At 73.8% G+C, this 24,950-nt stretch carries 28 protein-coding genes; 15 read left to right on the top strand and 13 right to left on the bottom strand.

Annotated features, from left to right (window positions below):
- Window positions 1–51: 51 nt before the first annotated feature.
- Complete coding sequence (locus AR3_RS15465; protein ID WP_067914826.1) at window positions 52–246, bottom strand: CsbD family protein; 195 nt, start codon at window positions 244–246, stop codon at window positions 52–54.
- Between the two features lie 333 nt (window positions 247–579).
- On the opposite strand from AR3_RS15465, the gene moeZ reads away from it, so the two are divergent.
- Window positions 580–1,761 carry an adenylyltransferase/sulfurtransferase MoeZ gene (moeZ, locus tag AR3_RS15460; RefSeq protein WP_067914824.1) on the top strand — a complete coding sequence of 394 codons (1,182 nt, stop codon included), beginning with the start codon at window positions 580–582 and terminating at the stop codon, window positions 1,759–1,761.
- Window positions 1,762–1,881: 120 nt separating this feature from the next.
- On the opposite strand, the gene AR3_RS15455 is transcribed toward moeZ, so the two are convergent.
- Complete coding sequence (locus AR3_RS15455) at window positions 1,882–2,601, bottom strand: TetR/AcrR family transcriptional regulator (protein WP_067914822.1); 720 nt, start codon at window positions 2,599–2,601, stop codon at window positions 1,882–1,884.
- Window positions 2,602–2,752: 151 nt separating this feature from the next.
- Here AR3_RS15455 and AR3_RS15450 point away from each other — a divergent pair, with 151 nt between their 5' ends.
- Entirely contained in the window at window positions 2,753–4,915 is a 2,163-nt protein-coding gene (locus AR3_RS15450; RefSeq protein ID WP_067914819.1) for an MMPL family transporter, read from the top strand.
- Between the two features lie 190 nt (window positions 4,916–5,105).
- Window positions 5,106–5,633 carry a superoxide dismutase family protein gene (locus AR3_RS15445; protein ID WP_067914817.1) on the top strand — a complete coding sequence of 176 codons (528 nt, stop codon included), beginning with the start codon at window positions 5,106–5,108 and terminating at the stop codon, window positions 5,631–5,633.
- Window positions 5,634–5,706: 73 nt separating this feature from the next.
- Here AR3_RS15445 and ku read toward each other — a convergent pair whose 3' ends face one another.
- The gene (gene ku / locus AR3_RS15440) at window positions 5,707–6,669 is read right to left on the bottom strand and encodes a non-homologous end joining protein Ku (RefSeq protein WP_067914815.1); all 963 of its coding nucleotides are present in this window, start codon (window positions 6,667–6,669) and stop codon (window positions 5,707–5,709) included.
- Window positions 6,670–6,839: 170 nt separating this feature from the next.
- Here ku and ligD (AR3_RS15435) point away from each other — a divergent pair, with 170 nt between their 5' ends.
- The 8 genes from ligD (AR3_RS15435) to AR3_RS15400 all read left to right on the top strand — a co-directional run bounded on the left by ligD (AR3_RS15435) (window position 6,840) and on the right by AR3_RS15400 (window position 14,037).
- Window positions 6,840–7,814 (top strand): non-homologous end-joining DNA ligase, encoded by a 975-nt coding sequence (gene ligD / locus AR3_RS15435; RefSeq protein WP_067914813.1) that lies wholly within the window; start codon window positions 6,840–6,842, stop codon window positions 7,812–7,814.
- Window positions 7,804–8,703: a non-homologous end-joining DNA ligase gene (ligD, locus tag AR3_RS15430; protein WP_067914811.1), complete on the top strand. Its 900-nt coding sequence runs from the start codon at window positions 7,804–7,806 to the stop codon at window positions 8,701–8,703. The genes ligD (AR3_RS15435) and ligD (AR3_RS15430) overlap by 11 nt, the downstream gene beginning before the upstream one ends.
- 160 nt (window positions 8,704–8,863) lie before the next feature.
- Window positions 8,864–10,219 (top strand): dihydrolipoyl dehydrogenase family protein, encoded by a 1,356-nt coding sequence (locus AR3_RS15425; protein ID WP_227022965.1) that lies wholly within the window; start codon window positions 8,864–8,866, stop codon window positions 10,217–10,219.
- Between the two features lie 76 nt (window positions 10,220–10,295).
- Window positions 10,296–10,490 (top strand): Rv3202a family protein, encoded by a 195-nt coding sequence (locus AR3_RS15420; protein ID WP_067914809.1) that lies wholly within the window; start codon window positions 10,296–10,298, stop codon window positions 10,488–10,490.
- A gap of 246 nt (window positions 10,491–10,736) precedes the next feature.
- Complete coding sequence (locus tag AR3_RS15415; RefSeq protein WP_067914860.1) at window positions 10,737–11,357, top strand: TetR/AcrR family transcriptional regulator; 621 nt, start codon at window positions 10,737–10,739, stop codon at window positions 11,355–11,357.
- A 52-nt stretch (window positions 11,358–11,409) separates the two neighbouring features.
- Window positions 11,410–11,637 (top strand): DUF3107 domain-containing protein, encoded by a 228-nt coding sequence (locus AR3_RS15410; RefSeq protein ID WP_067914807.1) that lies wholly within the window; start codon window positions 11,410–11,412, stop codon window positions 11,635–11,637.
- 173 nt (window positions 11,638–11,810) lie between these two features.
- Window positions 11,811–12,095: a GlsB/YeaQ/YmgE family stress response membrane protein gene (locus AR3_RS15405; protein WP_067914806.1), complete on the top strand. Its 285-nt coding sequence runs from the start codon at window positions 11,811–11,813 to the stop codon at window positions 12,093–12,095.
- A gap of 448 nt (window positions 12,096–12,543) precedes the next feature.
- Window positions 12,544–14,037 carry a DEAD/DEAH box helicase gene (locus AR3_RS15400; RefSeq protein ID WP_227022982.1) on the top strand — a complete coding sequence of 498 codons (1,494 nt, stop codon included), beginning with the start codon at window positions 12,544–12,546 and terminating at the stop codon, window positions 14,035–14,037.
- A 56-nt stretch (window positions 14,038–14,093) separates the two neighbouring features.
- Here the strand turns inward: AR3_RS15400 and AR3_RS15395 are convergent, their stop codons facing one another.
- Window positions 14,094–14,783 (bottom strand): glycerophosphodiester phosphodiesterase, encoded by a 690-nt coding sequence (locus AR3_RS15395; protein WP_067914801.1) that lies wholly within the window; start codon window positions 14,781–14,783, stop codon window positions 14,094–14,096.
- Between the two features lie 69 nt (window positions 14,784–14,852).
- Between AR3_RS15395 and AR3_RS15390 the strand changes: the two genes are divergently transcribed.
- Together AR3_RS15390 and AR3_RS15385 are read left to right on the top strand one after the other, a co-directional pair.
- A complete protein-coding gene (locus AR3_RS15390; protein WP_067914799.1) occupies window positions 14,853–15,740 on the top strand; it encodes an alpha/beta fold hydrolase in 888 nt (295 codons plus the stop codon).
- Between the two features lie 156 nt (window positions 15,741–15,896).
- Window positions 15,897–16,802 (top strand): oxygenase MpaB family protein, encoded by a 906-nt coding sequence (locus AR3_RS15385; protein WP_067914797.1) that lies wholly within the window; start codon window positions 15,897–15,899, stop codon window positions 16,800–16,802.
- A gap of 27 nt (window positions 16,803–16,829) precedes the next feature.
- On the opposite strand, the gene AR3_RS15380 is transcribed toward AR3_RS15385, so the two are convergent.
- The 4 genes from AR3_RS15380 to AR3_RS15365 form a co-directional block, all read right to left on the bottom strand.
- Complete coding sequence (locus tag AR3_RS15380; RefSeq protein WP_313819667.1) at window positions 16,830–17,744, bottom strand: RecB family exonuclease; 915 nt, start codon at window positions 17,742–17,744, stop codon at window positions 16,830–16,832.
- Between the two features lie 13 nt (window positions 17,745–17,757).
- On the bottom strand, window positions 17,758–18,468 hold the full coding sequence (locus AR3_RS15375; RefSeq protein ID WP_067914795.1) for an MBL fold metallo-hydrolase: 711 nt from the start codon (window positions 18,466–18,468) through the stop codon (window positions 17,758–17,760).
- Window positions 18,469–18,532: 64 nt separating this feature from the next.
- Window positions 18,533–19,372, bottom strand: a complete 840-nt coding sequence (locus AR3_RS15370; RefSeq protein ID WP_067914793.1) for a PHP domain-containing protein — start codon at window positions 19,370–19,372, stop codon at window positions 18,533–18,535.
- Window positions 19,373–19,428: 56 nt separating this feature from the next.
- On the bottom strand, window positions 19,429–20,076 hold the full coding sequence (locus AR3_RS15365; RefSeq protein ID WP_067914791.1) for a DUF6758 family protein: 648 nt from the start codon (window positions 20,074–20,076) through the stop codon (window positions 19,429–19,431).
- 76 nt (window positions 20,077–20,152) lie between these two features.
- On the opposite strand from AR3_RS15365, the gene AR3_RS15360 reads away from it, so the two are divergent.
- Entirely contained in the window at window positions 20,153–20,644 is a 492-nt protein-coding gene (locus tag AR3_RS15360) for an NUDIX hydrolase (protein WP_281179269.1), read from the top strand.
- Here the strand turns inward: AR3_RS15360 and AR3_RS15355 are convergent, their stop codons facing one another.
- Together AR3_RS15355 and AR3_RS15350 are read right to left on the bottom strand one after the other, a co-directional pair.
- Complete coding sequence (locus tag AR3_RS15355; RefSeq protein WP_067914789.1) at window positions 20,645–21,886, bottom strand: CPBP family intramembrane glutamic endopeptidase; 1,242 nt, start codon at window positions 21,884–21,886, stop codon at window positions 20,645–20,647.
- A 236-nt stretch (window positions 21,887–22,122) separates the two neighbouring features.
- Window positions 22,123–23,061, bottom strand: a complete 939-nt coding sequence (locus AR3_RS15350) for an HpcH/HpaI aldolase/citrate lyase family protein (RefSeq protein ID WP_067914787.1) — start codon at window positions 23,059–23,061, stop codon at window positions 22,123–22,125.
- Window positions 23,062–23,100: 39 nt separating this feature from the next.
- Between AR3_RS15350 and AR3_RS15345 the strand changes: the two genes are divergently transcribed.
- Window positions 23,101–23,613: a hypothetical protein gene (locus AR3_RS15345; RefSeq protein WP_067914785.1), complete on the top strand. Its 513-nt coding sequence runs from the start codon at window positions 23,101–23,103 to the stop codon at window positions 23,611–23,613.
- Window positions 23,614–23,655: 42 nt separating this feature from the next.
- Here AR3_RS15345 and AR3_RS15340 read toward each other — a convergent pair whose 3' ends face one another.
- From AR3_RS15340 to AR3_RS15335, 3 genes are all read right to left on the bottom strand, one after another.
- Window positions 23,656–24,579, bottom strand: a complete 924-nt coding sequence (locus tag AR3_RS15340) for an RNA polymerase sigma-70 factor (protein WP_067914783.1) — start codon at window positions 24,577–24,579, stop codon at window positions 23,656–23,658.
- Window positions 24,576–24,701: a hypothetical protein gene (locus AR3_RS32615; RefSeq protein WP_281179268.1), complete on the bottom strand. Its 126-nt coding sequence runs from the start codon at window positions 24,699–24,701 to the stop codon at window positions 24,576–24,578. The genes AR3_RS15340 and AR3_RS32615 overlap by 4 nt, the downstream gene beginning before the upstream one ends.
- Before the next feature lie 10 nt (window positions 24,702–24,711).
- On the bottom strand, window positions 24,712–24,950 hold a 239-nt coding region (locus AR3_RS15335), incomplete at its 5' end, for a hypothetical protein (RefSeq protein ID WP_217998573.1).

Below are 24,950 nucleotides of genomic sequence, written 5' to 3'. Positions count from 1 at the left end.
CGCGGCCTTCGCGCCGCGCGACGAGCGGAGCGGATTTTTTACTCGGCGGCGTCACCGCCCCATCATGCGGCGGGCTTCCCTGGCGGCCTCCTTGGCCTTCTCGCCGACCTGCTTCATGTCACCGGAGACGCGGTCCTTTTTGCCTTCCGACTCCAGGTACGGGTCCCGGGTGTGGTGGCCGGTCTCCTCCTTGGCGCGGCCCTTGGTCCGCTGGAACCTGTTCTTCATCTTGTCGAGGAAACCCACGGTTCCTCCTTCGAGGCCGATGTCCGTAACGTGCGGACTTTGCCCCCCATGCGCCGATCTATGCGCCGACGGCGCAGGCGGTCCCCGGCCCGGGGGCCGGGGACCGCCAGGAATGCGCGGCACCCGGCTGCGGGCCGATCCCGCGTCTTCGACGGCCCGGCTTGTTCCGGGTACTGCGCGCTACGGGAATTCGGACGGGCATGGCAAGGTTGTGCCGTGGGAGGACGTTCCCGGCACGGGCTCCCGCGGGGTGTCGCGGCAGCGATCCCGGCGAGGCGCCCGGACGGCCGTCCACCCCTGGTACAGCCGAGCGTCAGCACAGGAGCACCCACCGTGTCGTTGCCACCTCTGGTCGAGCCCGCAGCGGAGCTCACCCGCGACGAGGTCAACCGTTACTCGCGACACCTGATCATCCCGGACGTGGGGATGGCCGGGCAGAAGCGCCTGAAGAACGCCAAGGTCCTGTGCGTGGGCGCGGGCGGTCTCGGCTCCCCGGCCCTGATGTACCTGGCCGCCGCGGGCGTGGGCACCCTGGGCATCATCGACTTCGACGTCGTCGACGAGTCCAACCTGCAGCGGCAGGTGATCCACCGGCAGTCCAGCCTGGGCAAGCCCAAGGCCGAGTCGGCCGCCGCCGCCGTGCGCGAGATCAACCCGCTGATCGACGTCGTGGTCCACAACACCGCGCTGGACCGCGACAACATCATGGAGATCTTCTCCGGGTACGACCTGATCCTGGACGGCACGGACAACTTCGCCACCCGCTACATGGTCAACGACGCGGCGGTGCTGCTCGGCAAGCCGTACGTGTGGGGGTCGATCTACCGGTTCGACGGCCAGGCCGCGGTGTTCTGGGCCGAGCACGGCCCCTGCTACCGGTGCCTGTACCCCGAGCCGCCGCCGCCCGGCATGGTGCCCTCCTGCGCCGAGGGCGGGGTGCTGGGCGTGCTGTGCGCCTCGATCGGCTCCATCCAGGTCAACGAGGCCATCAAGCTGATCACGGGCATCGGCGAGCCGCTGGTCGGCCGGCTGATGATCTACGACGCCCTGGAGATGACGTACCGCTCGGTCAAGGTCCGCAAGGACCCCGAGTGCCCGCTGTGCGGCAAGAACCCGACCCAGACCGAGCTGCTGGAGGACTACCAGGCGTTCTGCGGCGCGGTGTCCGACGAGGCCGCCGAGGCCGTCAAGGACTCCACCATCTCGGTGCACGACCTGAAGGCGATGCTGGACCGGGGCGACGACATCTTCCTGGTGGACGTGCGCGAGCCCAACGAGTACGAGATCGTCTCCATCCCGGGCGCCACGCTGATCCCCAAGGGCGAGTTCCTCAACGGCAACGCCCTGGAGAAGCTGCCCCAGGACAAGAAGATCGTCCTGCACTGCAAGTCGGGCGTGCGCAGCGCCGAGGCGCTGGCCGTGGTCAAGAAGGCCGGCTTCGCCGACGCGGTGCACGTCGGCGGCGGCATCGTGGCCTGGGTCAACCAGATCGACCCGAGCCTGCCCTCCTACTGAGCCCTCCTACTGAGCCCGCGCCAGGTGCGCGACCGCACCCGGCGCCGGAGCCGCACCGAGCGGGGCGCGCCTGCGGGCGCGCCCCGCTCGCGTTCTCCCCTCGTCACCGGCCTCCCCTCGTCACCGGCCGGACGGCGGGCTGTACTTCAGGCCGAGGATGAGCGCCATCTCCTCCAGCATCAGCTCGAACATCGGCTCGGGATCGTCCAGGGCGAAGTCCAGGTGGCCGAAGACCTCCAGGCTGACGCCGCCCTGGAGGCGGATCCAGCACTGCAGGAACCGCAGGACGGCGCCGAGCGGCAGGCCGACGTCGCCCAGCATCTCGCCGCCGTAGCGGCGCAGCTGCTCGCGCAGGTCGGGGCGGATCTCCTCGTCGGACGGGACGCGGAAGGGGCGCTCCTGCCACAGCTCCGCGAACAGGGCGGCGAACGTCCCCCCGAACTCCTTGGCGCACTGCTCGGCGTGGTCGACCGCCTCGGTGTGCCCGACGCCCGGCACGGGCGCGCCGAACAGCAGCTCGTACTCGCGCCGGTGCTTCAACGCCCAGCGGCGGAAGGCGCGGGCGGCGGCCAGGAACTTGCCGTCCAGGTCCCCGGCGGCGCCGATGGCCCGGGTCAGCTCGGCCGTCAGGTCTTGGAACAGGGCGCCGACGACGTACCGGATCAGGTGCTCGCGGCTGTCGAAGTAGCGGTAGAGCGCCGGCGCGGTCATGCCCATCTCCCGGGCGATGGCGCGCAGCGTCAGCGCCTGCGGCCCCTGCTCCACGAGGATGCGGCGGGCGATCTGCGAGATCTCCGCCACCGTCGCCGCGCGCAGCCGGTCGCGCCGGGATTCAGCCACCGTCTCGTCTCCCTCCGCCCGCGTCCGCCGACCCTCCGATGATGTCGCATGAACACCCTTGACGACAGTTAACAGTGTATGCCAACTTAACGGCGTTCACTAGTTAACGGCGTTCATTTCAGTGACGCATCGTCACGGGGGAGGACATCGCATGCTGGAACGATGGGGCCGGCTCGTGCACCGGCGCCGGCGACCGGTGCTGGCCCTGGGCGTGCTCGCCCTGGTCGCGGCGGCGGTCTGGGGCACGGGCGTCTTCGGCGCGCTCACCGCGGCGGGCGGCTTCACCACGCCCGACAGCGAGAGCGCCCGCGCCGCGCGGATCGCGGAACGCGACCTCGGCCGCGACCAGGCCGACGTGGTCGTCCTCTACACGGCGCCGCGGGGCCGCACGATCGACGACCCGGGCTTCCGGTCCGCGGTGACCGGCGCCTTGGCCGCCCTGCCCGCGGACAAGGTCACGGGCGTCGTCACGCACTGGTCCACCGGGTCGCCCGACCTGGTCAGCCGCGACCGCACCGCCACCTACGCCGTGCTGCGGCTGGCGGGCGCCGACCCCGAGGAACGGGCCGACAACTTCGCCGACATCGAGGACGCCCTGCGCCACCCGGGAGGCGCGGCGGGCACGGCCCGTCTCGGCGGCGAGGTCGCCACCGAGACGGCCATCAACGACCGGGTCTCCCGGGACATCGCCCGCGCCGAGATGCTGTCCCTGCCGGTCCTGCTGATCCTGCTCACGGTGATCTTCGGCGGGGTCGCGGCGGCGAGCCTGCCGCTGGTCGTCGGCGGCATGGCGATCCTCGGCTCGTTCGCCGCCCTGCGGCTGCTCACCCTGGGCACGGACGTGTCGATCTTCGCCGTCAACATCACCACGTTCCTCGGCCTCGGCCTGGCCATCGACTACGGGCTGTTCGTCGTCGGCCGGTTCCGCGAGGAGCTCGCCGCGGGCCGCGGCACCGAGGAGGCGCTGGCGCGGACCATGGCCACCGCCGGACGCACCGTCGCCGTCTCCGGGATCACGGTCGCGGTCTCCCTGGCCGGGCTCACGCTCTTCCCCCAGACCTTCCTGCGGTCGATGGGATACGGCGGCGTCGCCACCGTCGTGGTCTGCATGGCCGCCGCGCTGACCGTGCTGCCCGCGCTGCTCGCCGTCCTCGGCCCTCGGGTCAACGCCCTGTCGTTCCGGCGCCGCCGCGCCACGGCGGCCCCGGCCGCCCGCGGGGGCTGGTACCGGCTCGCCCAGAGCGTCATGCGGCGCCCCGTCCTGTACCTGGTGGGGGCCATGGCGGTGCTGCTGTCGCTGGGCACGCCGTTCCTCGGCATCAGCTGGGGCGGCGTCGACGGCAAGGTGCTGCCCGAGGGCACGGAGGCGCGCGTCGTCGCCGAGACGCTGCAACGCGACTTCCCGAGCGGCGCCACCGCCCCCATCGAGGTGATCGTGTCCGGGCGCGTCGACGCCCGGGCGTACGCGCAGCGCCTCGGCCAGGTGCCCGGGGTGACGCAGGCCGCCGTGACCGGCGCCGCGGGGACCACCGCGAAGATCTCGCTGCGCTACGCCGCCGACCCGATGTCGGCGGAGGCCCGTGCGCTGGTCGAGCGGGTGCGGGACGTGCCGGCGCCGCCGGGCGCGCGGGTGTACGTCGGCGGTCGGACCGCCGAGCTGGTCGACCAGCTGTCCGGTCTGGGCGCGCGCCTGCCGCTGCTGGCGGCGACGGTCGGCGGCGCCACGTTCGTCCTGCTGTTCCTGGCGTTCGGGTCGGTGGTGCTGCCGGTCAAGGCGATGGCGGCGAACGCGCTGTCGCTGTCGGCCACGTTCGGCGTCGTCGTGTGGATCTTCCAGGAGGGGCACCTGTCCGGCGTGCTCGACTTCACCGCCACCGGCTCGCTCGCCCCCGCGATGCCGATCCTCATGCTGGCCCTGCTGTTCGGGCTGACCATGGACTACGAGGTGTTCCTGCTGTCGCGGATCCGCGAGCGCTACGACGCCACCGGCGACACCGCCGGCTCGGTCGCCTCCGGCCTGCAGCGCAGCGCCGGCGTGATCACCGGTGCGGCGCTGCTGTTCATCGTGGTCATGGCGGCGTTCTCCACCTCCGGCATCTCGTTCATCAAGATGACCGGCGTGGGGATGGTCACCGCGGTGCTCCTCGACGCCACGATCGTGCGGGGCCTGCTCGTCCCCGCGGCCATGCGCCTGCTGGGACGCGCCAACTGGTGGGCGCCCGGCCCGCTCGCCCGCGTCTACCGCCGCTACGGCATCCGCGAGGACGACGCCCCGGCCCCCGCCGCGGGCCGCCTGGAGCCCGCCGGCACCTGACGGCGCCGGGGCGGGGACGTGTCGGGCACCGCATCGCAAAGAGGACGTTTGTGCAGGTCAAAAGGGATGCGACACGAGCCTTCGCCCGCGTGGGGCGCATGCATTGATCTTGGTTCCACGGGCATCATCGGGCCTGTTGGCGACGTCCTCGTGACGTCACGACCACTCAGGGTGAACAGGGGGACGACCCATGACACTGGTGCGGCGCACGGCCGTCACGCTCACCGCGGCGGGGGCCGCGCTGGCCCTGCTGGCGGCTCCGGCCCCTGCCCAGGCCCGCGGGAAGCCGAGAGACATCCGGGTCCAAGGCCCGACGTACGTGTACGCGAACCCCGCCTTCAGAAAGGTGAGGACCAGCGCGCACGTGTCGTACGGCCGGAACTCGACCGTCGTGCGCTTCCGGGCGACCGGGTTCCCGCGGTCGGCCGTCGGCAAGGCGCTCGGCGTGCACGTCCACAAGAACCGGTGCGGCCGCAGGCCCGCCGACGCGGGCCCGCACTACCAGAACCCGCGGGCCGCGCGGAACGCGCCGCTGCGCGCCAAGGAGATCTGGCTCGACTTCAAGGTGCGGCGCGACCGCACGGCGTACGGCGAGACCCGGGTGCCGTGGCGGGTCGCCCGGGGCCAGGCCGGATCCATCGTGATCCACGCCAAGCCGACCGACCGGCGGACCGGTGACGCGGGCGACCGGCTCGTGTGCACCAACGTCCCGTTCTGAGACCCGCTTCCGACAGGAACCCTCTTCCGACCGGACGCGCGTCCGGAGGCGGCGGCCGGGTCCGCCGTCGCGGCTAGGCGCTCTTGCGGCTCCGCGACGGCGACTTGGCCGCCGTCTTCTTGCCCGCCGCCTTGCCGGACGCGCTCTTTGACGGGGCGCTCTTTGATGGGGCGCTCTTTGACGGGGCGCTGTTGGAAGAAGCCGCCTTGGCCGCGCGTCCCGAGACCGCCTTCTTCCGGGACGCCGGGGCCTTCTTCCCCTCCCGGCTCTTCTTGGCCGCCTCGACGCTGGCGCGCAGCGCGCTGAGCAGGTCGGCGGCCGGCTCCTCCTCGGCCGCCTCCTCGGGCCGCGTCACCTCCCGGCCCTCCACCTTGGCCTCGATGACCGCTTGCAGCGCCTCCCGGTAGGCGTCCTTGTACTCGGTCGGGTCGAACTCCCCCTCCATGGTCTCGATGAGGGAGGTCGCCATCGCCAGCTCCTGCTTGCGGACCTCGATGTCCTCCTCGAGGAACGGGAAGTCGGGGGTGCGGATCTCGTCCGGCCACAGCATGGTCTCCAGGACGAACACGCCGTCGCGCACGCGCAGCGTCGCCAGCGACTCGCGCTGGCGCAGCGCCACCTTCACCAGCGCCACCCGCCCCGACGCCTCCAGGGCGTCGCGCAGCAGCACGTACGGCTTGGTGCCGTGGGCGTCGGGCTCCAGGTAGTACGACTTGGCGAAGTAGATGGGGTCCACCTCCTCCTCCGCCACGAACTGCAGCACGTCGATGCGGCGGCTGGTGGACAGCGGCAGGTCGGCGAAGTCCTCGTCGGTCAGCACGACGATCTCGCCGCTGGGCAGCTCGTACCCCTTGGCGATGTCGGAGTAGGGGACCTCCTCGCCGTCGATGCTGCACACCCGGCGGTACCGGATGCGCCCGCCGTCGGTGCGGTGCACCTGGTGGAAGGCGACGTCCCGCTGCTCGGTCGCCGAATACACCTTCACCGGGATCGTCACCAGCCCGAACGAGATGGCGCCCTTCCAGATACTGCGCATGGCCAGTCCTTACCCCGAGATCTCCTCACTAGCGTCGCAAGCGGCCCCGGTTTCCGCCAGAGCCCCGCGGTGCACCCGAGGGTCACCCCGCGTTCCCGGCGCACGGTGACCGGCCGTCCCTATCGGGAGTGAATCTTTTCCGTCCGGGCGGGCACGGGTAAGAGCCCGATATGACGATGCCGTGGCCGGTCCAGCCGATGATGGCCGAGACCGGGGACCTGCCCGAGGACACCGCCCGGTGGGGTCTGGAGATCAAGTGGGACGGCGTCCGCGTCATCGCCTACGTCTCCGCCGACGGCGTGCGGGCCACCGGACGGCGCGCCACCGAGCTCATCGGCCGCTACCCCGAGCTGACCGGGCTGGCCGACCTGGTGCCGCACCACGACGTGGTGCTGGACGGCGAGGTGGTCGCCTTCGACCGCGGCCGGCCCAGCTTCGAACGCCTGCAGCGGCGCATGCACGTCAGCCGCCCCGACCCCCGGCTGGTCCGCGCGGTGCCGGTCCGGTACGTGGTGTTCGACCTGCTGTTCCTGGACGGGCGGGTGCTGTACGACCGGCCGTACGCCGAGCGGCGCGCCCTGCTGGCCGAGCTGGACCTGACCCCCGCCGGGCCCGTCGAGGCGCCCCCGTACCTGCACGGCGGCGACACCGCCCAGGTCGCCGAACTGCTGGAGTTCACCCGCGAGCAGCGGCTCGAAGGGCTGATGGCCAAGCGGCTCGACTCCCCTTACCGGCCGGGCCGCCGCGTCGACTCCTGGCGCAAGGTCAAGCACTACCTGACCCGCGAGGTGATCGTCTGCGGGTGGAAGCCGGGCCGCGGCCGGCGCGCGGGCGGTCTGGGGTCGCTGCTGCTCGGCGAGTACGACGCCAAGGGACGGCTGTGCTTCGTCGGGCACGTCGGCACCGGGTTCTCCGACCGGGCCCTCGACGACCTGTACGCGACGCTGTGGCCGCTGCGCCGCCCCACCAGCCCCTACGACGAGCCGATCCCCCGCGAAATCGCCCGCGACGCCCAGTGGGTTGAACCGCGCCTCGTCGGGGAGGTGGCCTACAGCCTGCGCACGCGCGACGGGCGGCTGCGCTTCCCGTCCTGGCGCGGGCTGCGCCACGACAAGGACCCCGTTGAGGTGACCCGTGACCGCTAAGAAGCTCGGCGTGCACGTGCAGGGCCGCGAGCTGCGGCTGTCCAACCTGGACAAGAACCTGTACCCCGCGTTCAGCAAGGGGGAGGTCCTCGACTACTACGCGCGCGTCGCCCCGGTGCTGCTGCCGCATCTGAAGGACCGTCCGCTGACCCGCATCAGGTACCCGGACGGCGTGGACGGCGAGTCGTTCTTCGAAAAGAACACCCCCTCGTACACGCCCGAGTGGATCCGCACGGTCACGGTGTCCTCGCCCGGCAGTTCGCGCGGCCGCGACACCGTCGACTACATCGTGGTCGACGACCTGCCCACGCTGATGTGGTGCGTCAACCTGGCCGCGCTGGAGCTGCACGTGCCGCAGTGGAAGGTCGGGCCCCGCGGCAAGCGGCACGCGCCCGACCTGATGGTGTTCGACCTCGACCCCGGCCCGCCCGCCACGATCATCGACGCCTGCCGGGTGGCGTGCCTGCTGCGCGACCTGCTCGCCGCCGACGAGCTGGAGTCCTACCCCAAGACCAGCGGCAAGAAGGGCGTGCACCTGTACGTGCCGATCAAGGAGGACGACCGCACGTCCGCGTACGCCAAGCGGGCCGCGCAGACCCTGGAGTCCGCGCATCCCGACCTGGTGGTCAGCAAGATGGACAAGCGGCTGCGCCGGGGCAAGGTGCTCGTCGACTGGAGCCAGAACAACCCGGCCAAGACGACCGTCGCGCCGTACTCGCTGCGCGCCGCGTCCGCGCCGTCGGTGTCGGCGCCGGTCACCTGGGACGAGCTGGAGGACGCCCGCGCCCCCGACGACCTGGCGTTCACCCCCGACGAGGTCCTGAAACGCGCCGACAAGCACGGGGACCTGCTCGCCCCGCTCCTGGAGCGCCGCCAGCCGCTCCCTTAGCCGCTCCGGAGCCCTCGCCCCGTCGTCGGCGGTCCCGCCGCCCGCGCCCGGAGGGCCCGGCCGTGAGCCGTATGTGTTCGAACCGGCACGCAGGGATACCGGATTCCGCCACCATGGATGCGGACGGGGGCCATCCAGACCGGGCGTGGAGGGATGCACGTTGGATCGGAACCATCGCTACGACGTCGTGGTGCTCGGGGGCGGCACCGCGGGCGGCCTCGTCGCGACCGAACTGGCCCAGAGCGGGCGCGACGTCGCCTTGGTGGAGAACCGGCTGGTCGGCGGCGAGTCCCCGTACTTCGCCTGCGTGCCGTCCAAGTCGCTGCTGCTGTCGGCGCGGCGGGGCGAGACGTGGGAGCTGGCGATCGCGCGGCGCGACGAGGTCACCGGGCACCTGGACGACGACCGCGCGGTGGCGCGCCTGGCCGAGGAGGGCGTGACCGTGCTGCGCGGCCGGGGCCGCGTGACGGGCCCTGGAACGGTCGAGGTCGACGGCGTCGAGCACCGCTGCACCGACCTGGTGATCAGCACCGGCAGCGAGCCGGTCGTCCCGGCCGTGCCGGGCCTGGCCGACGCCCCGGTCTGGACCAGCGACGAGGCGCTCACCGTGCCGGACCTGCCGCGCCGCCTGGTGGTGCTGGGCGGCGGCCCCGACGGCTGCGAGCTGGCGCAGGTGTACGCGGCGTTCGGCTCGCAGGTCACGCTGGTCGAGCCGGCCGGGCGGCTGCTGGCCGACGAGGCGGCGTTCACCGGCGAGGTCCTCGCCGACGCGCTGCGCCGGATGGGCGTCGACCTGCGGCTCGGCGCCGACGTCCTGCGGGTCGAGCGGGGCGAGGGGGGCGCGGGGGCGCGGCTGTGGCTCGCGGACGGCGGCGCGCTCGCGGCCGACCGCATCCTCCTGGCGTGCGGCCGGCGGCCCCGCGTCGACGGGCTCGGCCTGGAGACGCTCGGCGTCGCCGTCGCGCCCGGCCAGGGGCTCCCGGTGGACGAGACCTGCGCGGTGGCGCTCGGCGACGACGAGCAGGAGACGCCCCCGCAGGGCGGGGTGTGGGCCGCGGGCGACGTGACGGGCGTGGCGCGCACCGCCCACGCCGCCCGCTACCAGGCCCGCGTCGTCGTCTCCAACGTGCTCGGCAAGCGCCGCGAGGCCGACTACCGGGCCGTCCCCCGCGTCGTGCACACCACGCCGGCCGTCTACGCGGTGGGCCTGTCGCCCGCCCAGGCCGAGGAGCGCGGCATGGACCTGCTCACCGCCGGGTACGACCTCGCGGCCACCACCCGCGCGGCGGTCGAGGCCGACGACCGCGGCCGTGTCGAGCTGTACGCGGACCGTGCGCGCGGGCTGCTGATCGGCGCGGCCGCCGTCGGGCTCTACGCTGAGGAGTGGATGAGCGAGATCGCCTTGGCCATCCGGGCGCAGACGCCCCTCGGGGTGCTCACCGACGTCGTGCACGCCTTCCCGACGTTCGGTGAGGCGCTGGAGGCGCCGTTGCGCGAGCTGGCCGGACGGCTGTGACGCCGAGGTCCGACCGGGCGATGTCGATGGCGACGGCGATGGGGATGTCGCAGGGGATCGATGGGAGGAGTCGTCCATGACCGAGACCAACGGCCCCGAGCCGGATCTGCGCTTCGAGGAGCCGGAGGCCGACGCCGCCGAGCAGCGCGCGGCCCTCCGCGAGGACGAGGACGCGCCGGTGCTGCCGTCGCATCTGCCGCTGGACGCCAACGAGGCCGACGCCACCGAGCAGAGCCTCGAGGTCGAGTTCGACGAGGACGAATACCGCTGAACCGGGCCGGCTCCGTCGGCGCGGGACCGCTCGGGCCGCGCCGGCCGGAGCGCGCGGCGCGGCGGGGCGGCGCCCCGGAAATGGGGAATCATGGAAGCGAGCGGGAGGTTCCAGTGAGCGTACGATCGTGCGTGCGTCGTGGTGACCGCCGTGGTTACCGGCGCGTACGATGATGGGATCAACGTCCGGCGACGATTCCGGGGCGGGCCGCCCCGCCGTCGCAACGATCGGTGATCGGAGAGTGTGGTGACCGCGACCCCGGACGCACGCCCCCGCGGCACGCGGCTGCCGCGGCTGGCGCGCCGCAGACAGCTGCTCGGGGCGGCCCAGGAGGTGTTCGTCGCCCAGGGCTACCACGCCGCGGCGATGGACGAGATCGCCGAGCGCGCCGGCGTCAGCAAGCCCGTGCTGTACCAGCACTTCCCGGGCAAGCTCGAGCTATACCTGGCCCTGCTGGACGAGCACGCCGAGGCCCTCGTGCGCACGGTGCGCGACGCGCTGGAGTCCACCACGGACAACAAGCAGCGCGTGCAGGCGGTGATCGCCGCGTTCTACGACTTCGTGGCCGGCGAGGGCGAGGCGTACCGCCTGGTGTTCGAGTCGGACCTGCGCAACGTGGCGCCGGTGCGGGCCCGCGTGGAGCGCACCAACCAGCAGTGCGCCGAGATGATCGCCCAGGTGATCGCCGAGGACACCGACGCGCCGCCGGACGAGGCGCACCTGCTCGGCATGAGCCTGGTCGGCATGGCCGAGGTCAGCGCGCGGTACTGGCTGTCGCAGCACCGGGCCATCCCCAAGGACACCGCCGAGAAGCTCATCGCCCGCCTGGCCTGGCGCGGCATCTCCGGCTTCCCCCGCACCAGCTGATCCGACCGATCCGACGTCTCACTCAGGACGTCTCACTCAGGGAGCGCAACGCGTGCAGGTTCGCATCGGCGTCCAGTCCGTCCCCAAGGAGCTCGTGGTCGAGACGGCGCAGTCGGCCGACGAGGTGCAGAAGGCGCTGACCGTCGCGCTGGCGGAGGAGGGCGGCGTCCTCGTGCTGAAGGACCAGCGCGGCGGGCGGGTCGTCGTCCCCGCCGACCGGATCGGCTACCTGGAGATCGGCGAGGAGGAGAACCGCACCGTCGGCTTCGCCACCCGGTAGCCGCGGACGGCGGCCCTGGGACGGGGCGCCGCGCGGCGCGCCGCGGCGGCGCCGGCGCCCGTTCCGCGCGCACCGGCTCCGGCATTTTGTTTATCTCGCTCATGGCGGGCACATCGACCACCGACTGCGGGTCGCGTTCGCCGCGGCCCCGAACGACGGAATGGTGGTCGACAATGCTCACGACGATCCTGTGGTTCATCGTCGTCGGCGCCGTCATCGGCGCCCTCGCCAGGCTGCTGGTGCCCGGGCGCAACCCGATGGGCGTCATCCTGACGATCCTGGTCGGGATCGCCGGTGCGATCCTCGGCGGCCTGGTGTCCAACGCCCTGGGCGCCGGATCGGTGGTCGCCTTCATCTTCGCGGTGGTGATCGCCGCGGTGGCGGTGGCGCTGATCACGGGGGCCTTCTCCGGCGGCGGTGGCGGCCGGTCGTGGGGCCCGCGGCGGCGCACCTTTTGACGGCTCCGCCGGCCCGCCGCCCCGGCCGTCCGGCCCGCGGCCGCACGTGGCCTCTCCTGGCCATCTCGGGCACCCGCCCGGCCGGAGACGGCTCCGATCTTGGACGATGCCGGACGACCCGGGAATACCACGGGCCCGGGCGGCGTTGCCACTGCAGTTCGGCTATTGGTGTAGCGAAACCATGGTCGGTACACTGCGTCGCGGAGAGTGACCGCACGCAGCCACAGCGAGTGACTGCGCAGACCCCTGACGCGGTCACCGGGGAAGTTTTGACTGACGGCTGGTCCCTCCCGCGCGAGCGCGCGGCCACGCGACACGACCGGCGGGGCGCCGCCCGGCCGGTGCGCATCGTGGCATCTGCAGCTGCGCCGCGCGAGCGAGCGTCGACCCCGCACTTTGGAGGCTGGAAGCCCTGACTACGTTCCATGAACTCGGGGTCGTCCCCGAGATCGCCGATGCCCTCGCCGCCGAGGGCATCGTCGACGCGTTTCCCATCCAAGAGCTCGCCCTGCCGATCGCGCTGGGCGGGCACGACATCATCGGACAGGCCCGCACCGGCACCGGCAAGACGCTGGCGTTCGGCGTGGCGCTGCTGCAGCGCATCGAGCACGGCGGCACCCGCCCGCGCGGGCTGGTGCTGACCCCCACCCGCGAGCTGGCCCTGCAGGTCACCGACGACCTGCTCGTCGCGGGCGGCAAACTGGGCACCCGGGTGCTGGCCGTGTACGGCGGCCGGGCCTACGAGCCGCAGATCGAGGCGCTGCGCGAGGGCGTCGACGTCGTGGTCGGCACTCCGGGACGGCTGCTGGACCTGGTCAAGCAGCGGCATCTGGACCTGTCCCGCATCGACGTGCTGGTGCTGGACGAGGCCGACCGCATGCTCGACCTGGGGTTCCTGCCCGACATCGAGCGCATCGTCGACCTGCTGCCGGAGAGCCGGCAGACCATGCTGTTCTCGGCGACCATGCCCGGCGAGATCGTCGCGCTGTCGCGCCGCTACCTGCGCCGCCCCACCAACGTCCGGGCCGAGGCGCACACCGAGCCGGAGCCGGCGCCGCAGGTCGTCCAGCACGTCTGGCAGACCCACCAGCTGGACCGCCCCGAGGTGCTGGCGCGCGTGCTGCAGGCCGAGGGCCGCGGGCTGACCATGGTGTTCTGCCAGACCAAGCGGACCTGCGACCGGGTGGCCGCCGACCTGGCGCGCCGCGGCTTCGCGGTCGCGGCCGTGCACGGCGACCTCGGCCAGGGCCAGCGGGAGCGGGCGCTGCGCGCGTTCCGCAACGGCAAGATCGACGTGCTGGTGGCCACGGACGTGGCGGCGCGCGGGCTGGACGTCGACGACGTCACCCACGTGGTCAACTACGAGTGCCCTGACAGCGCCGACACCTACGTGCACCGCATCGGCCGCACCGGCCGCGCGGGCCGCACCGGCACGGCCGTGACCCTGGTGGACTGGGCGGAGCTGCCGCGCTGGAAGCTGATCAACAGCACGCTGGGGCTGTCGTTCGGCGCGCCGCAGGAGACCTACTCCACCTCCGACCACCTCTACGAGTCCCTCGGCATCCCGAAGGACGCCACCGGGACGCTGCCCAAGGAGCAGCGCGGCGAGCGGGCCGGGCTGGCCGCCGAGGAGCTGGAGGACATCGGCGAGACCGGCCGCGCCCGCTCCGCGGTGCGCGACCGCGAACGCCGGCGGCCGCGCCGCAAGCGCAACCGGGTCCGCACCCGCGGCGGCAAGCCGGTCGACAGGGCGGGACGGCCCGAGGACGCCTCCGCGTCCGCCGAGCGGCCCGCGTCCGACCGGTCCGGCGACGCGGCGGAGGGCGCGGCGGACACCGTGGTGAACGCCGTGGCCACCGAGCGCCGCCGCACCCGCCGTCGCCGCCGCCGCACCCGCGGCGGCAAGCCCGTCGCCGCCGACGACACCACGCAGACCGCCTGACGACCGCGCAGACCGCCTGACGAGACCACGCAGACCGCCTGACGGCGCCGCCGGGCTCACCCTCGGCGACGCCCGTGGGCGTCGCGGAGCCGCAGCGCGGTGTGCGGATGGTCGGTGACGATCACGGCGACCCGGGGGTCGGCGAGGAAGCGGCGCAGGAGCGGACGGGCGTTGACCGTCCAGACCATGGCCGGCACCCCGGCGCGGGCGCACTGGCGCAGCACGCCGACGCGGGCGAGCCGGTGGTTGAGGGCGACCATGTCGGCGCCCGAGTCCAGCAGCGGACGCACCGGCGCGAAGTCGCCGACGGCGCCGCGCTCCCACAGGCCGCGGCCCACCGACAGGGCCGTGGTCACGGTGGGGTACGCGTCCTTGATCAGGGCGACGGAGTCGGGTTCGCGGGTGGTGACCAGGAACCGGCCCGGGCCGAGCACGTCCAGGGCGAGCGCGACCGCCTCGTGCTCGCAGCCGTGCTCCTTGAGGTCGAGGTGGCCGAAGGAACGGCCGGCGATCATGTCGAGGGCGTCGGCGTACCGGGGCACCGGGCGCGGCGCCAGCGCGCGCACGCGGGCGTAGGTGCATCGGCTCAGCGGCAGCCCGGCCACGGTCCGGTCGTGGTGGACGACCAGTTCGCCGTCGGCGGTGCGGCGCACGTCCAGTTCGACGTAGTCTGCACCTGAGGCGATGGCCGTCCGCAGACCCGTCAGGCCCGCCGCGTCCCGGCGGTGCGCAGAAATGGCCGTCACGACGGTGACGCTACCACCGAACACCCTTCACCGGTGTTCCGGACTGCATATTTAGTATGGTGGCGACCTGTGAGTACGCCCCGGTTCCTGACCCTGCCCCCGAACGTGCACAGGACGTACGTCGAGACTCCCCGAGGCAGGTTCGCCGCCCTCGAGGGCCTGCCGGGCTCGGGCGTACCGGAACGCTGTCCCGCCCTGCTGGTCCCGGGCTACACCGGCAGCAAGGAGGACTTCCTCGCCATCCTGCAGCCCCTGGCCGACGCCGGGCGGCGCCGCGTGGTGGCCATCGACATGCGGGGGCAGTACGAGTCCCCCGGCTGCGACGACCCGTCCCGGTACACCTGCGGCGCGCTCGGCGAGGACGTCGCCTCGCTGGTGCAGGCCCTCGGCCCCGATCCGGTGCACCTGGTCGGCCACTCGTTCGGCGGCCTGGTCACCCGCGAGACGGTCCTGTCGGGGCAGGTGCGGCTGATGTCGTACACGCTGATGAGCTCGGGTCCGGCCAGTGTGGGCGGCCCGTCGGCGGCCAAGGCGCGGGCGCTGATGGAGGCGATCCCGCAGCTCGGCATGGACCGCATCTGGTCGCTCACCCTGGAACCGGACGCCCGCGCGCGGGGTCTCGCCCCGGAGATCATCGACTTTCTGAAGGCGCGCACGCTCGGCAACTGCGAGCTGGGCCTGCGCGCCATGGCGGCCGAGCTGCTGTCGGCCCCCGACCGCGTGGACGAGCTGGCCAAGGCCGCGGACGACGCCGGACTGCCGATCCTGGTGCTGTACGGCGAGGACGACGACGTGTGGGAGCCGCCCGAGCAGGCCGCCATGGCCGAGCGCCTCGACGCGGCCAAGGTCGTCATCCCCGGCGCCGCGCATTCGCCGGCCGTGGAGGCGCCGGAGACCACCGCGGGCGCCCTCACCGACTTCTGGAACCGGTCCGAGCGCAGCTGCCGCTCGCTGTGACGGGGTCGCTGTCACGGGGTCGGTGACCGGGGCGCTGTGACCGGGTCGTTGTGAGGGGGCGGTGAGCCTCGTCACACGGGTCTGTCGTCCCCGCGGATGTAATGACACACTTACTTTCGTTCGTCTCATCCGTGGCGAGCCCGCGCGAGGTGGCGTATGGCGGCGACCGTCCAGCCCCCGGAGAGCGTGACGTGGCGGGTGCACCTCGACCGCACCATGTGGGTGGGCGGGGTGCGCAGCCTCATGCTGCAGGCCCTGCACCCGGTGGCCATGTGGGGCGTGTGGCAGAACTCGACCTTCCAGGAGGACCCGATCGGCCGCCTGCAGCGCACCGCCGACTTCGTCGGGACCGCGACGTTCGGCAGCCCCGAGGAGATCGACGCGCTGGCCGCCCGGGTCCGCCGCATCCACCGCAGCCTGCGCGTCCTCGATCACGACACCGGGAGGCGGGAGCGGCTCGACCAGCCGGAGCTGCTGCTGTGGGTGCACTGCGCCGAGGTGTACTCCTACCTGGAGGTGGCGCGCCGCGCCGGGCTGCCGCTGACGGACGCGATGGCCGACCGGTACCTGGACGAGCAGCGCCGCACCGCGACCTTCGTGGGCCTGCGCGCCGACGAGGTGCCCGGCAGCGTGGCCGAGATGGAGGCGTACTTCGCCGAGATGCGGCCGCGGCTGCGGGCCACCGAGGAGGCGAGGGCCACGGTGCGGTTCCTGCTGTGGCCGCGCCTGCCGGACAACCTGAAGTTCCTCAACGCCGGGAAGCCGGGCTACTTCCCGTTCGGCGCGCTGTGCTATTACGCGCTGCCGGACTGGGCCCGCGCCATGTACGGGATCCTGCCCGAGGTGCCGCAGGCCGCCGTCACCGCCGCGCTGCGCTCGTTCCGCCTGGCGATGAACGCGCTGCCCGAACGGCTGCACGACTACGCCTTCGCCAAGCCCACCCGGGACATGCTGGAGCGCGCCCGGCGGCGCCTGGCCGCCGAGGGCTACGACGTGAGCCGCGGCCTGATCGGGCTGCGCGACCCGCGCCGCTGGCCCTCGCGCCGCGCCGCGGCGGCCTGACCGCGCACCGGTGCCCCCGGGGCCCGCTCAGTCCTCCGGGAGCGCGGCCCAGGGCTCCTTCGGAGCGGCGGCCTGCCGCCCTTCCGGGCAGTGCCGCAAGTAGTCGCACCACGCGCACAGGTTCCCGGGACGCGGCGGGAAGTGCTCGTCGTACGGGCCGTGCTCCACGGTCACCGCGTCGTCGCCGCCGTGACGCTGCTCGCTCCGGCGCTGCCGGGGCACCGCGTCCCGGAGGCGGGTGCGGTAGGCCTCGTCCGCGGCGGCGGCCTCGGCGGCGATCTGCTCGGCGCGGCGCAGGTGCCGGGCGAGCGACTCGTCGGTGTGCTCCCACACCGCGATCTCGCCGCTGGGCAGGTGGTGCAGCTCGACGCGGCGGCACGGGCGGCGCAGCACGCGGGACGCGGCCAGCGCGTACAGCGCCAGCGCCATGGAGCCGCGCGCGTCGTCGGCGGTGAGCACGTGGCGCCCGGTCTTGTAGTCGACCACGACGAGCTCGGCGCCGCGGTCGTCGAGCCGGTCGATCCGGCCGGACACGGCGATGCGGTCGGTGCGCGTCGCGACGGTGCGCTCCACGCCCACCGGCTCGTCGTCGGGGTCCAGACGGGCGACGTAGCGCTCCACCATCTCCCGGGCGCGCTCGCGGTAGCGATCGGACTGCTCGGCGTCCCGGAACCCCTCGGTGAGCCAGCCGCGCACCAGCAGCCTCCCCGCCGTCTCGGGGGTGCGCTCGGACCGCGGCAGCCGCCACCACGCGGCCAGCGCGTTGTGCACGCTGGCGCCCAGGCTGTTGTGCGCCCACGGCGGCCCCTTCGGCGGGGACGGACGGTCCAGGTAGGTCATCCGGTACCGGCGCGGGCAGTCCAGCCAGGCGTTCAGCCGTGACGGGGTGCACGTGTAGAGCCGCTGCGGCATGCCCGCGAGCGGCAGCTGCTCGGCGCCCACGGCGCGGCCGCGGTCAGCGGCCTTCGCCGTCCGCGGCGAGGGCGCCCCACGTCTCCCAGCGGGCGTCCTCGTCCCCCACGGTGGTCTCGTCGCCCTGGCCGGGCAGCACCCGCAGGTCCTTCGGCAGCGGCGTCAGCAGCGCGCCGATGGAGTTGAGCTGCTTGCGCAGGTCCTCGTAGACCCCGCCGATCGACCCGGGACGGCCGCGGTGCAGGGTGTCGCCGGAGAACAGCACGCCGAGCTGCTCGCTGATCACGCAGACGCTGCCGGGGGTGTGCCCCGGGGTGTGCACGATCTCCAGCTGGGTCCCGGCGATCTCGAAGACGCCGCCGTCCTCCAGCCAGATGTCGGGCTCGAGGGAGCGCAGCGCCTCGGCGTCCTCCTCGTCCTCTTCGTCGCGGGCCAGCCGCCCGAAGTAGTCGCGCCACAGCAGCCGGTCGCCGCGGTGCAGCGCGATCGGCGCCCAGTTCTCCTCGTCCTCCTCGCCGGCGGCGGCGACCTCCAGCACCGTCGACAGCTTGTGCTCGTTGCCGTCGGTGCAGATCACCGCCATGACCTCACGCTCGCCGACGGCCTTGAGCACGGCGTCGGCGTCGTGGGCGGGGTCGATCACGATCACCTCGTCGTCGTCGCCGACGATGTAGGTGTTGTTCTCGACCTCGTACTCTTCGTCGTCCAGGGTGACCTTGCCCGTGGTCACCACTTGATCGATGCGCGCGTCCACGTTCCGCACCCTACCGCGCGCACCCGCGCGGAATGACCGACCGACGTGGCACGCCGGGGCCTTTTCATCCGGTGACGGGTTCGCCGGAGGCGGCGTCCAGCAGCGCCGCGTACGCGTCCGGCGAGGTGGTCTCGCAGCCGATGCGGTCGCCGGTGAGCGCGCCGTGGTCGTCGCTGGAGCCGGTGACGAGCAGGCCGAGCGCGGACGCCAGGTCCCGCAGCCTCTCGCGGGCGGCCCCGTCCTGGTCGGGGTGGTCGACCTCGATCCCCGCCAGGCCCGCCTCGGCCAGCCGCTCCACCACCGCGTCGGCGACCGCCGGGCCGCGGCGCGGCCGCGGGTGCGCCAGGACGGCGGCCCCGCCGGCGTCGCGGATCAGCCGCACGGCGCGCACCGGGTCCAGCGCGTAGCGGTCGGCGTACGCGCGGCCGCCCGCGCCGATCCAGTCGCGGGTGAACGCCTCGTCGACCGTGCGGACCGCCCCGGCCTCGACCATCGCCCGGGCCACGTGCGGACGTCCCACGGCCTCGCCGCGCGCCAGCTCCCGCACCCGCTCCCAGGTGACGTCCACGCCCAGCGCACGCAGCCGGTCCACCATCGTCCGCGCCCTGACCACCCGGTCGTCGCGGATGCGGGCCAGCTCGGCGGCCAGTTCGGCGGCCGACGGGTCGAACAGGTAGCCGAGCAGGTGCAGGCTCTGGCCGTCCTGGTGGCACGACAGCTCGACGCCTGGCACCAGCGTCATGCCGGGGGCCAGGGCGGACGCGGCCTCCTCCCAGCCCGCCACCGTGTCGTGGTCGGTCAGGGCGAGGACGTCCACGCCCGCCGCCCGGGCGCGCCGGACCACCTCGGCGGGCGGGCGCGTGCCGTCGGAGACGTCGCTGTGGCAGTGGAGGTCGATGCGCATACGGGACGAGGCTACTCAGCGCGGGCCGCTCGGAGCAGGCCCACGGCGCGGGACGTTCAGGCGTCGAGACGGGGGCTGCTCGCGCCGTACGGCAGGTCGAGCTCCATCCCGGGGTCGCGCAGGTCGACCAGGTGGGTGCGGTCGGCCAGGAGGATCCCGGCGTCGGCGGGCCACAGGATCGCCCACAGCCAGTTGCCCATGGCCTCTCCGACGTAGACGGCGCGGTCCGGGCCGCCCGGGATCGCCCACATCGGCACCGAGTGGTCGCACGCCGCGAACGGGCCGCTGACCTCCACCTTGGCGGGCGGGGGCCCCTTGTCGAAGCCCTCCCCCGGGTCGGGGCCGGCCAGCCCGGCGTAGTAGGCGCCGAGCCCGACGCCCGGCTCCTCGGCGACCAGGAGCATGTCGACCGGGCCGCTGACCAGACCGGGCCCGGACACCGCGACGGCGCAGGCGCGGGTGCCGGTGCGATCGTCCCCCGCGGTCGCGAAGCCGGTGACCAGCCAGCCGAAGGGCAGCGGCCAGGGCACCCACACGGGGACGCGGCAGTCGCGGACGGTGGCGGCGAGCCCTTCGGGGCCCGGGCGGCGGGTCGGCTGGCGCGGCAGCACCGCCCCGTGCACGGCGCACCTCCAGTCGTTCGACCAGAGGTTCGGCGCGCTGACGCGCTGACCGCAACGCGGGCACGTGGGCTCCGCCCTCATGGTTACCCACAGTGCGGGCCTCACCTGGGCCGCGTCAAGGTCCGCACGGTGGCCGCGCACGCAAAACAACGACAAAATGGACGGTGACGCAGGCAAGGGAGTGGCCATGCGGGTGCGCTGCGTGGGCGGGATCGTCCGCGACCAGGAAGGACGGCTGCTGCTGGTCCGGCGGGCCCGGCCGCCCTCCGCCGGGCGGTGGTCGCTGCCCGGGGGACGCGTCGAGCCCGGCGAGACGGACGTGGCCGCGGTCGTCCGCGAGCTGCGCGAGGAGACCGGCCTGCGGGTGGCCGTCGGCCCCCTGGTCGGGTCGGTGGAGCGTCCGGGGCCGGACGGCGTCGTCTACGAGATCGCCGACTACCTCGCCACGCCGGTCGGCGGCCGCCTGGCCGCCGGGGACGACGCCGCCGACGTCCGCTGGGCCGCCCCTGAGGAGCTGCTGCGCCTGCCGACCTCGCCGGGCCTGCTGGAGGCCCTGACCGGGTGGGGAGTGCTCACCGTCCCCGGAACGGCCTCTCCGCCCGCCGACCCCTGGTCGGACTCCGGCAGCGTCGTCCGCGACACGCCCTAGCTAGGGACCGGGGACGCCAGAGGGACCGTAGGCGTCCGGCCCGTCCGCGGCGCCGGGAGCGCCGGGGACGCCCGGGACGCCGCTCGGCGCGTAGGGGGCGGCGGCAGGGATGCCGGCGGGCTGCCCGGATACGGGCGGCGCGTGAACCGGCGCGTCCCGCGGGTCCGGGTCACCGGTGACGGTCTCGACGCGCAGCCTGCGCGCCAGCCACACCACGACCGCCGCGTACAGCAGCAGCGGCGTCACATCCGCCACGACGAACTGCCACGGGACGTCGCCCTGCTCGAATTCCAGCCGTCCGGCGGCCGCGGGCAGCAGGAAGGCCATCAGGTTGTTGAAGACGTGCAGGGCGATCGCCGCCTCCAGGCCGCCCGTGCGCACCGTCAGCCACGCGGCGATCGCGCCGAACGCGAAGATGTCGAGGATGCCCCAGCCGGTGTAGCCGTGCCCGGCGGTGAACGCGGCCGACGCGATCACCAGGCCGGGCCACGGCGTGCGGAGCACCGCGCTGAGCGCGCGGCCCGCGCGGCCGCCGCTGCCCTCCAGGGTGCACGCGCCGATCGCCTGCGGCAGCCAGCCGCGGAAGATGTACTCCTCGGCCGACGCCTGGAACGGCACCAGCGCGATGATGATCAGGGCGGGCGGCAGGAAGTCGGCCCACCCGACCCACTCGTCGCCGCCGCCGATCGGGGGCTCCGCGAAGTGGCCCGCCACCCAGCCGGCGCCGAACGACACGGCGCAGAACCCGACCGCCACGGCGCAGCACACCAGCAGCCAGCGCCGCCGCAGCCGCCCGGTCACCGACGACAGGGTGCCGGGGCGGCGCCGCTGCGCCAACCACGGCACGAACAGCACCACCGGCAGCAGCAGCGCGATGGCCGCCAGGTTGAAGGCCAGGTCCGCGACGGGCTCGCCGAAGATCGACGTCTCCGAGTCCGACGGCGCCGGCACCTCGCCGGTGGCCAGCGCGTAGCCGACCGTGCCGACGACCATCAGCGCGAGCGTCGCGAACAGCGCGCCCGCCACGAGCGCCAAAGTGCCGACCAGGGGTCGCCACCACCGGTGCACGGCGGTGCGGGCCAAGCGGTGGTACGGCAGCCCGGCCGGGACCGGCACTGTCCACGAGCTCTTCACCAGCGGCTGCAGGTATCCCGCGTATCCGTAGGGACCCGCGTATCCGTAGGGACCCGCATATCCGTTGGGCTGGTGGGGCGGCGGGCCGTGGTAGTGGGGCGGCGGCATGCCGTAATGCTCCGCTCCGGTATACGGGGGCGGCACCGGATGACCGAAGGGCTGCGCCTGGGGACTGTTCTGGGAAGGGACGGAGTCAGGTGGCGCCCAGCCGTGGGCGTCCGCTGGTTCCGGCACCGATCGACCCCCTCTTGACGACTGCCTGCACGTTTGCTTGCGTCGCATGCTATGTGCAGGTCGGTGCGCTTCGCGCCACAGCGCACACGACCGGTACCGGACGGAGAGGGTCAGGACGGCGGCTCGAAACGCCGGGTGCGGGTCAGGCCCGCGGCCCGGCCCTTGGCGGCGATCACCTGGGCCATCTTGCGGGACGCCTCGTCGATCATCTCGTCGCCGAGCAAGGCCGCGCCGCGCCCCTCCACCGTGGTGTGGTACTCGTACGCCTCGAGGATCAGCTCGGCGCGGTCGTAGTCCTCCTGCGTCGGCGAGAACACCGCGTTGCCCGCCTCGATCTGCGACGGGTGCAGCACCCACTTGCCGTCGAAGCCCAGCGCCGCCGACCGCCGCGCCGCTCGGGCGAACCCCTCGACGTCGCGGATGTTGAAGTACGGCCCGTCGATGGCCTGCAGGTCGTGGGCGCGGGCGGCGGTGAGGATGCGCATGAGGATGTAGTGGTAGGCGTCGCCCTCGGTGTAGCCGGGCGGCTGCTCCCCCACCACCAGCGTCTTCATGTTGAGCGAGGCCATCAGGTCGCCGGGGCCGAACACCAGGGTCTCCAGCCGGGGCGAGGACGCGGCGATCTCGTCCACCCCGGCCAGGCCGCGGGCGTCCTCGATCTGCGCCTCGATGCCGATGCGCCCCGGCTCGTACCCCATGGCCAGCTCGATCTGGGTGAGCAGCCGGTCCAGCCACTGCACGTGGGACGCGTCGCGCACCTTGGGCAGCATGAGGCAGTCGAGGTTGGCCCCGGCGCCCTCCACGACCTCGATCACGTCCCGGTACGCCCAGGGGGTCTCCACGTCGTTGACGCGGACCACGCGCACCTTCCCCGACCAGTCGCCCTCGTTCAGCGCCGCCACGACGTTCTTGCGCGCCTCGTCCTTGGCGGAAGGGGCGACCGCGTCCTCAAGGTCCAGGAACACCTCGTCCGCGGGGAGCCCCTGCGCCTTCTCGATGAACCGGGGATTGCTGCCGGGGACCGCCAAAGTGGTACGTCGTGACCGCATGGCCGGATGCTATCGGGGGCGTTGTGAGACGCTGAGGGCATGGGCGAGCTGAAGGCGCTGGTGGAGGAGGCCGCCAAGAAGTCCGGGCTGATGTGGCTGCACCTGCCGGGGCTGCCGCAGCCGCGGGCGGCCTGGCACGTGTGGCACGACGGCGCGGCCTACGTCCTGACCGGCGGCGAGGGCGAGCAGCCGCTGCCCGGTCTGCCCGAGGCCGACCGGGTGCGGGTGACGCTGCGCAGCAAGGACAAGGGCGGGCGACTGGTGTCGTTCGTCGCGGCCTGCGAGCAGGTGCGGCCGGGCACCGACCTGTGGGACGAGATCACTCCCGTCCTGGCCAAGGAGCGCCTCAACGCCGCGACCCACGAGGGGCAGGTGGAGCGCTGGGCGCGGGAGTCGTACGTCGTGCGGCTCACCCCGACCGACGAGGTGATCGAGGCACCGGGCCGATACGACGAGGACTACGCCGCCGTCCGCCCGGTGCCCACCCCCGCGGCCACGGCCGGCCCGCCGCCGCGGCTGGTCGGCGGCAGGCGCCGCCGGGCCGACCGGTGACCCCGGCCGCGCCCGGGGGCGCGGCGCGGGGCCGCGTCGGGGTCACGTCGGCAGGGTCCGCCCTTCGGCCACCGAGCGCAGCTTGTCGGGGTTGACGACCAGCAGCACCTTGCCGATCCGGCCGGTCGCGTCCACCTCGGCGGTCACGGCGCACAGCGGACCGGCCGGGCCCTCGAAGACCAGGCCCGGTTCGCCGTTGAGCTCCACCCGCCGGACCCGCATGTCCTCCGGCTGCACGCCCTGGTACGGGTCGTCCGACACGCCCCGCAGCCAGCGGCAGACCTTGTCCGCGCCGTGGATGACGCGGCGGGCGGCGCGGGCCTTGCCGCCGCCGTCGGTCCACAGCGCCACGTCCGGCGCGAGGATCTCCATCAGCCGGTTGAGGTCGCCGCCGAGCGCCGCGTCGAAGAACCGCTCGGTGACGGCGCGCCGCTCCCGCCGGCCGGCCGAGAACCGGGGCCGCCGCGCCTCCACGTGCTTGCGGGCGCGGGTGCCGAGCTGGCGGACGGACGTCTCGCTGCGGTCCAGCGCCTCGGCGATCTCCGCGTACGGGAAGCCGAACACCTCGCGCAGCACGAACACCGCCCGCTCCAGCGGGCTCAGCGTCTCCAGCACCACCAGCAGCGCCATGGACACCGACTCGGCCAGCTCGGCGTCCGCGGCCACGTCCGGGGACGTCAGCATCGGCTCGGGCAGCCACGGGCCGACGTAGGTCTCGCGCTGCGCCCGCGCCGACCGCAGCCGGTCCAGCGCGATGTTGGTGACGATCCGCACCAGGTACGCCTTGACGTCCGCGACGTCGGCGCGGTCCGCGGCCGACCAGCGCAGCCAGGCGTCCTGGACCGCGTCCTCGGCGTCGGCCACGGTGCCGAGCATCCGGTAGGCCACCCCGAACAGCAGCCCCCGGTGCTCCTCGAACACCTCCGCGGCCACTCCGACGCCGCGCTCCTCCAGCCCCGCGCTCATCCCGCGTCCCCGCTCGCCTCGGCGGCGACGCGGCGGCGCCGCTCCCCCACGCTCGCGCCGCGCCGCACGCCGTCGGTCCGCGCGGCGGTCCAGGCGGCGCCGCGCCGCCCCGGCTCGCTCATGTTCCGCCTCCTACGCCATCGCCTCGGCGCATACCGTCGCCGGGCGCTCCTCCTCGCTGAACACGTCGCCGTCGCGCCGCCGCGGATCGCCTCCGGCCCGCCCGGCGGAGCGCCGCGGGCGTCCGCCTCCGAGGCGGGGCGTCGACGCGCCGTGCGCGGCCGGTGCGGCGGCGCCTTCCGCCGCGGCGGTGCCCGGCTCCAGCATCCCGCACGAGCGGCCGACCGCGCGCCCCGGCGGGGGCTCCGCGG

The sequence above is a fragment of the Actinomadura rubrobrunea NBRC 15275 genome (assembly GCF_001552235.1).
Lineage (GTDB): Bacteria > Actinomycetota > Actinomycetes > Streptosporangiales > Streptosporangiaceae > Spirillospora > Spirillospora viridilutea.
Note: the sequence above shows the minus strand (reverse complement) of the source record. Positions and strands in the feature narration are given on the sequence as shown.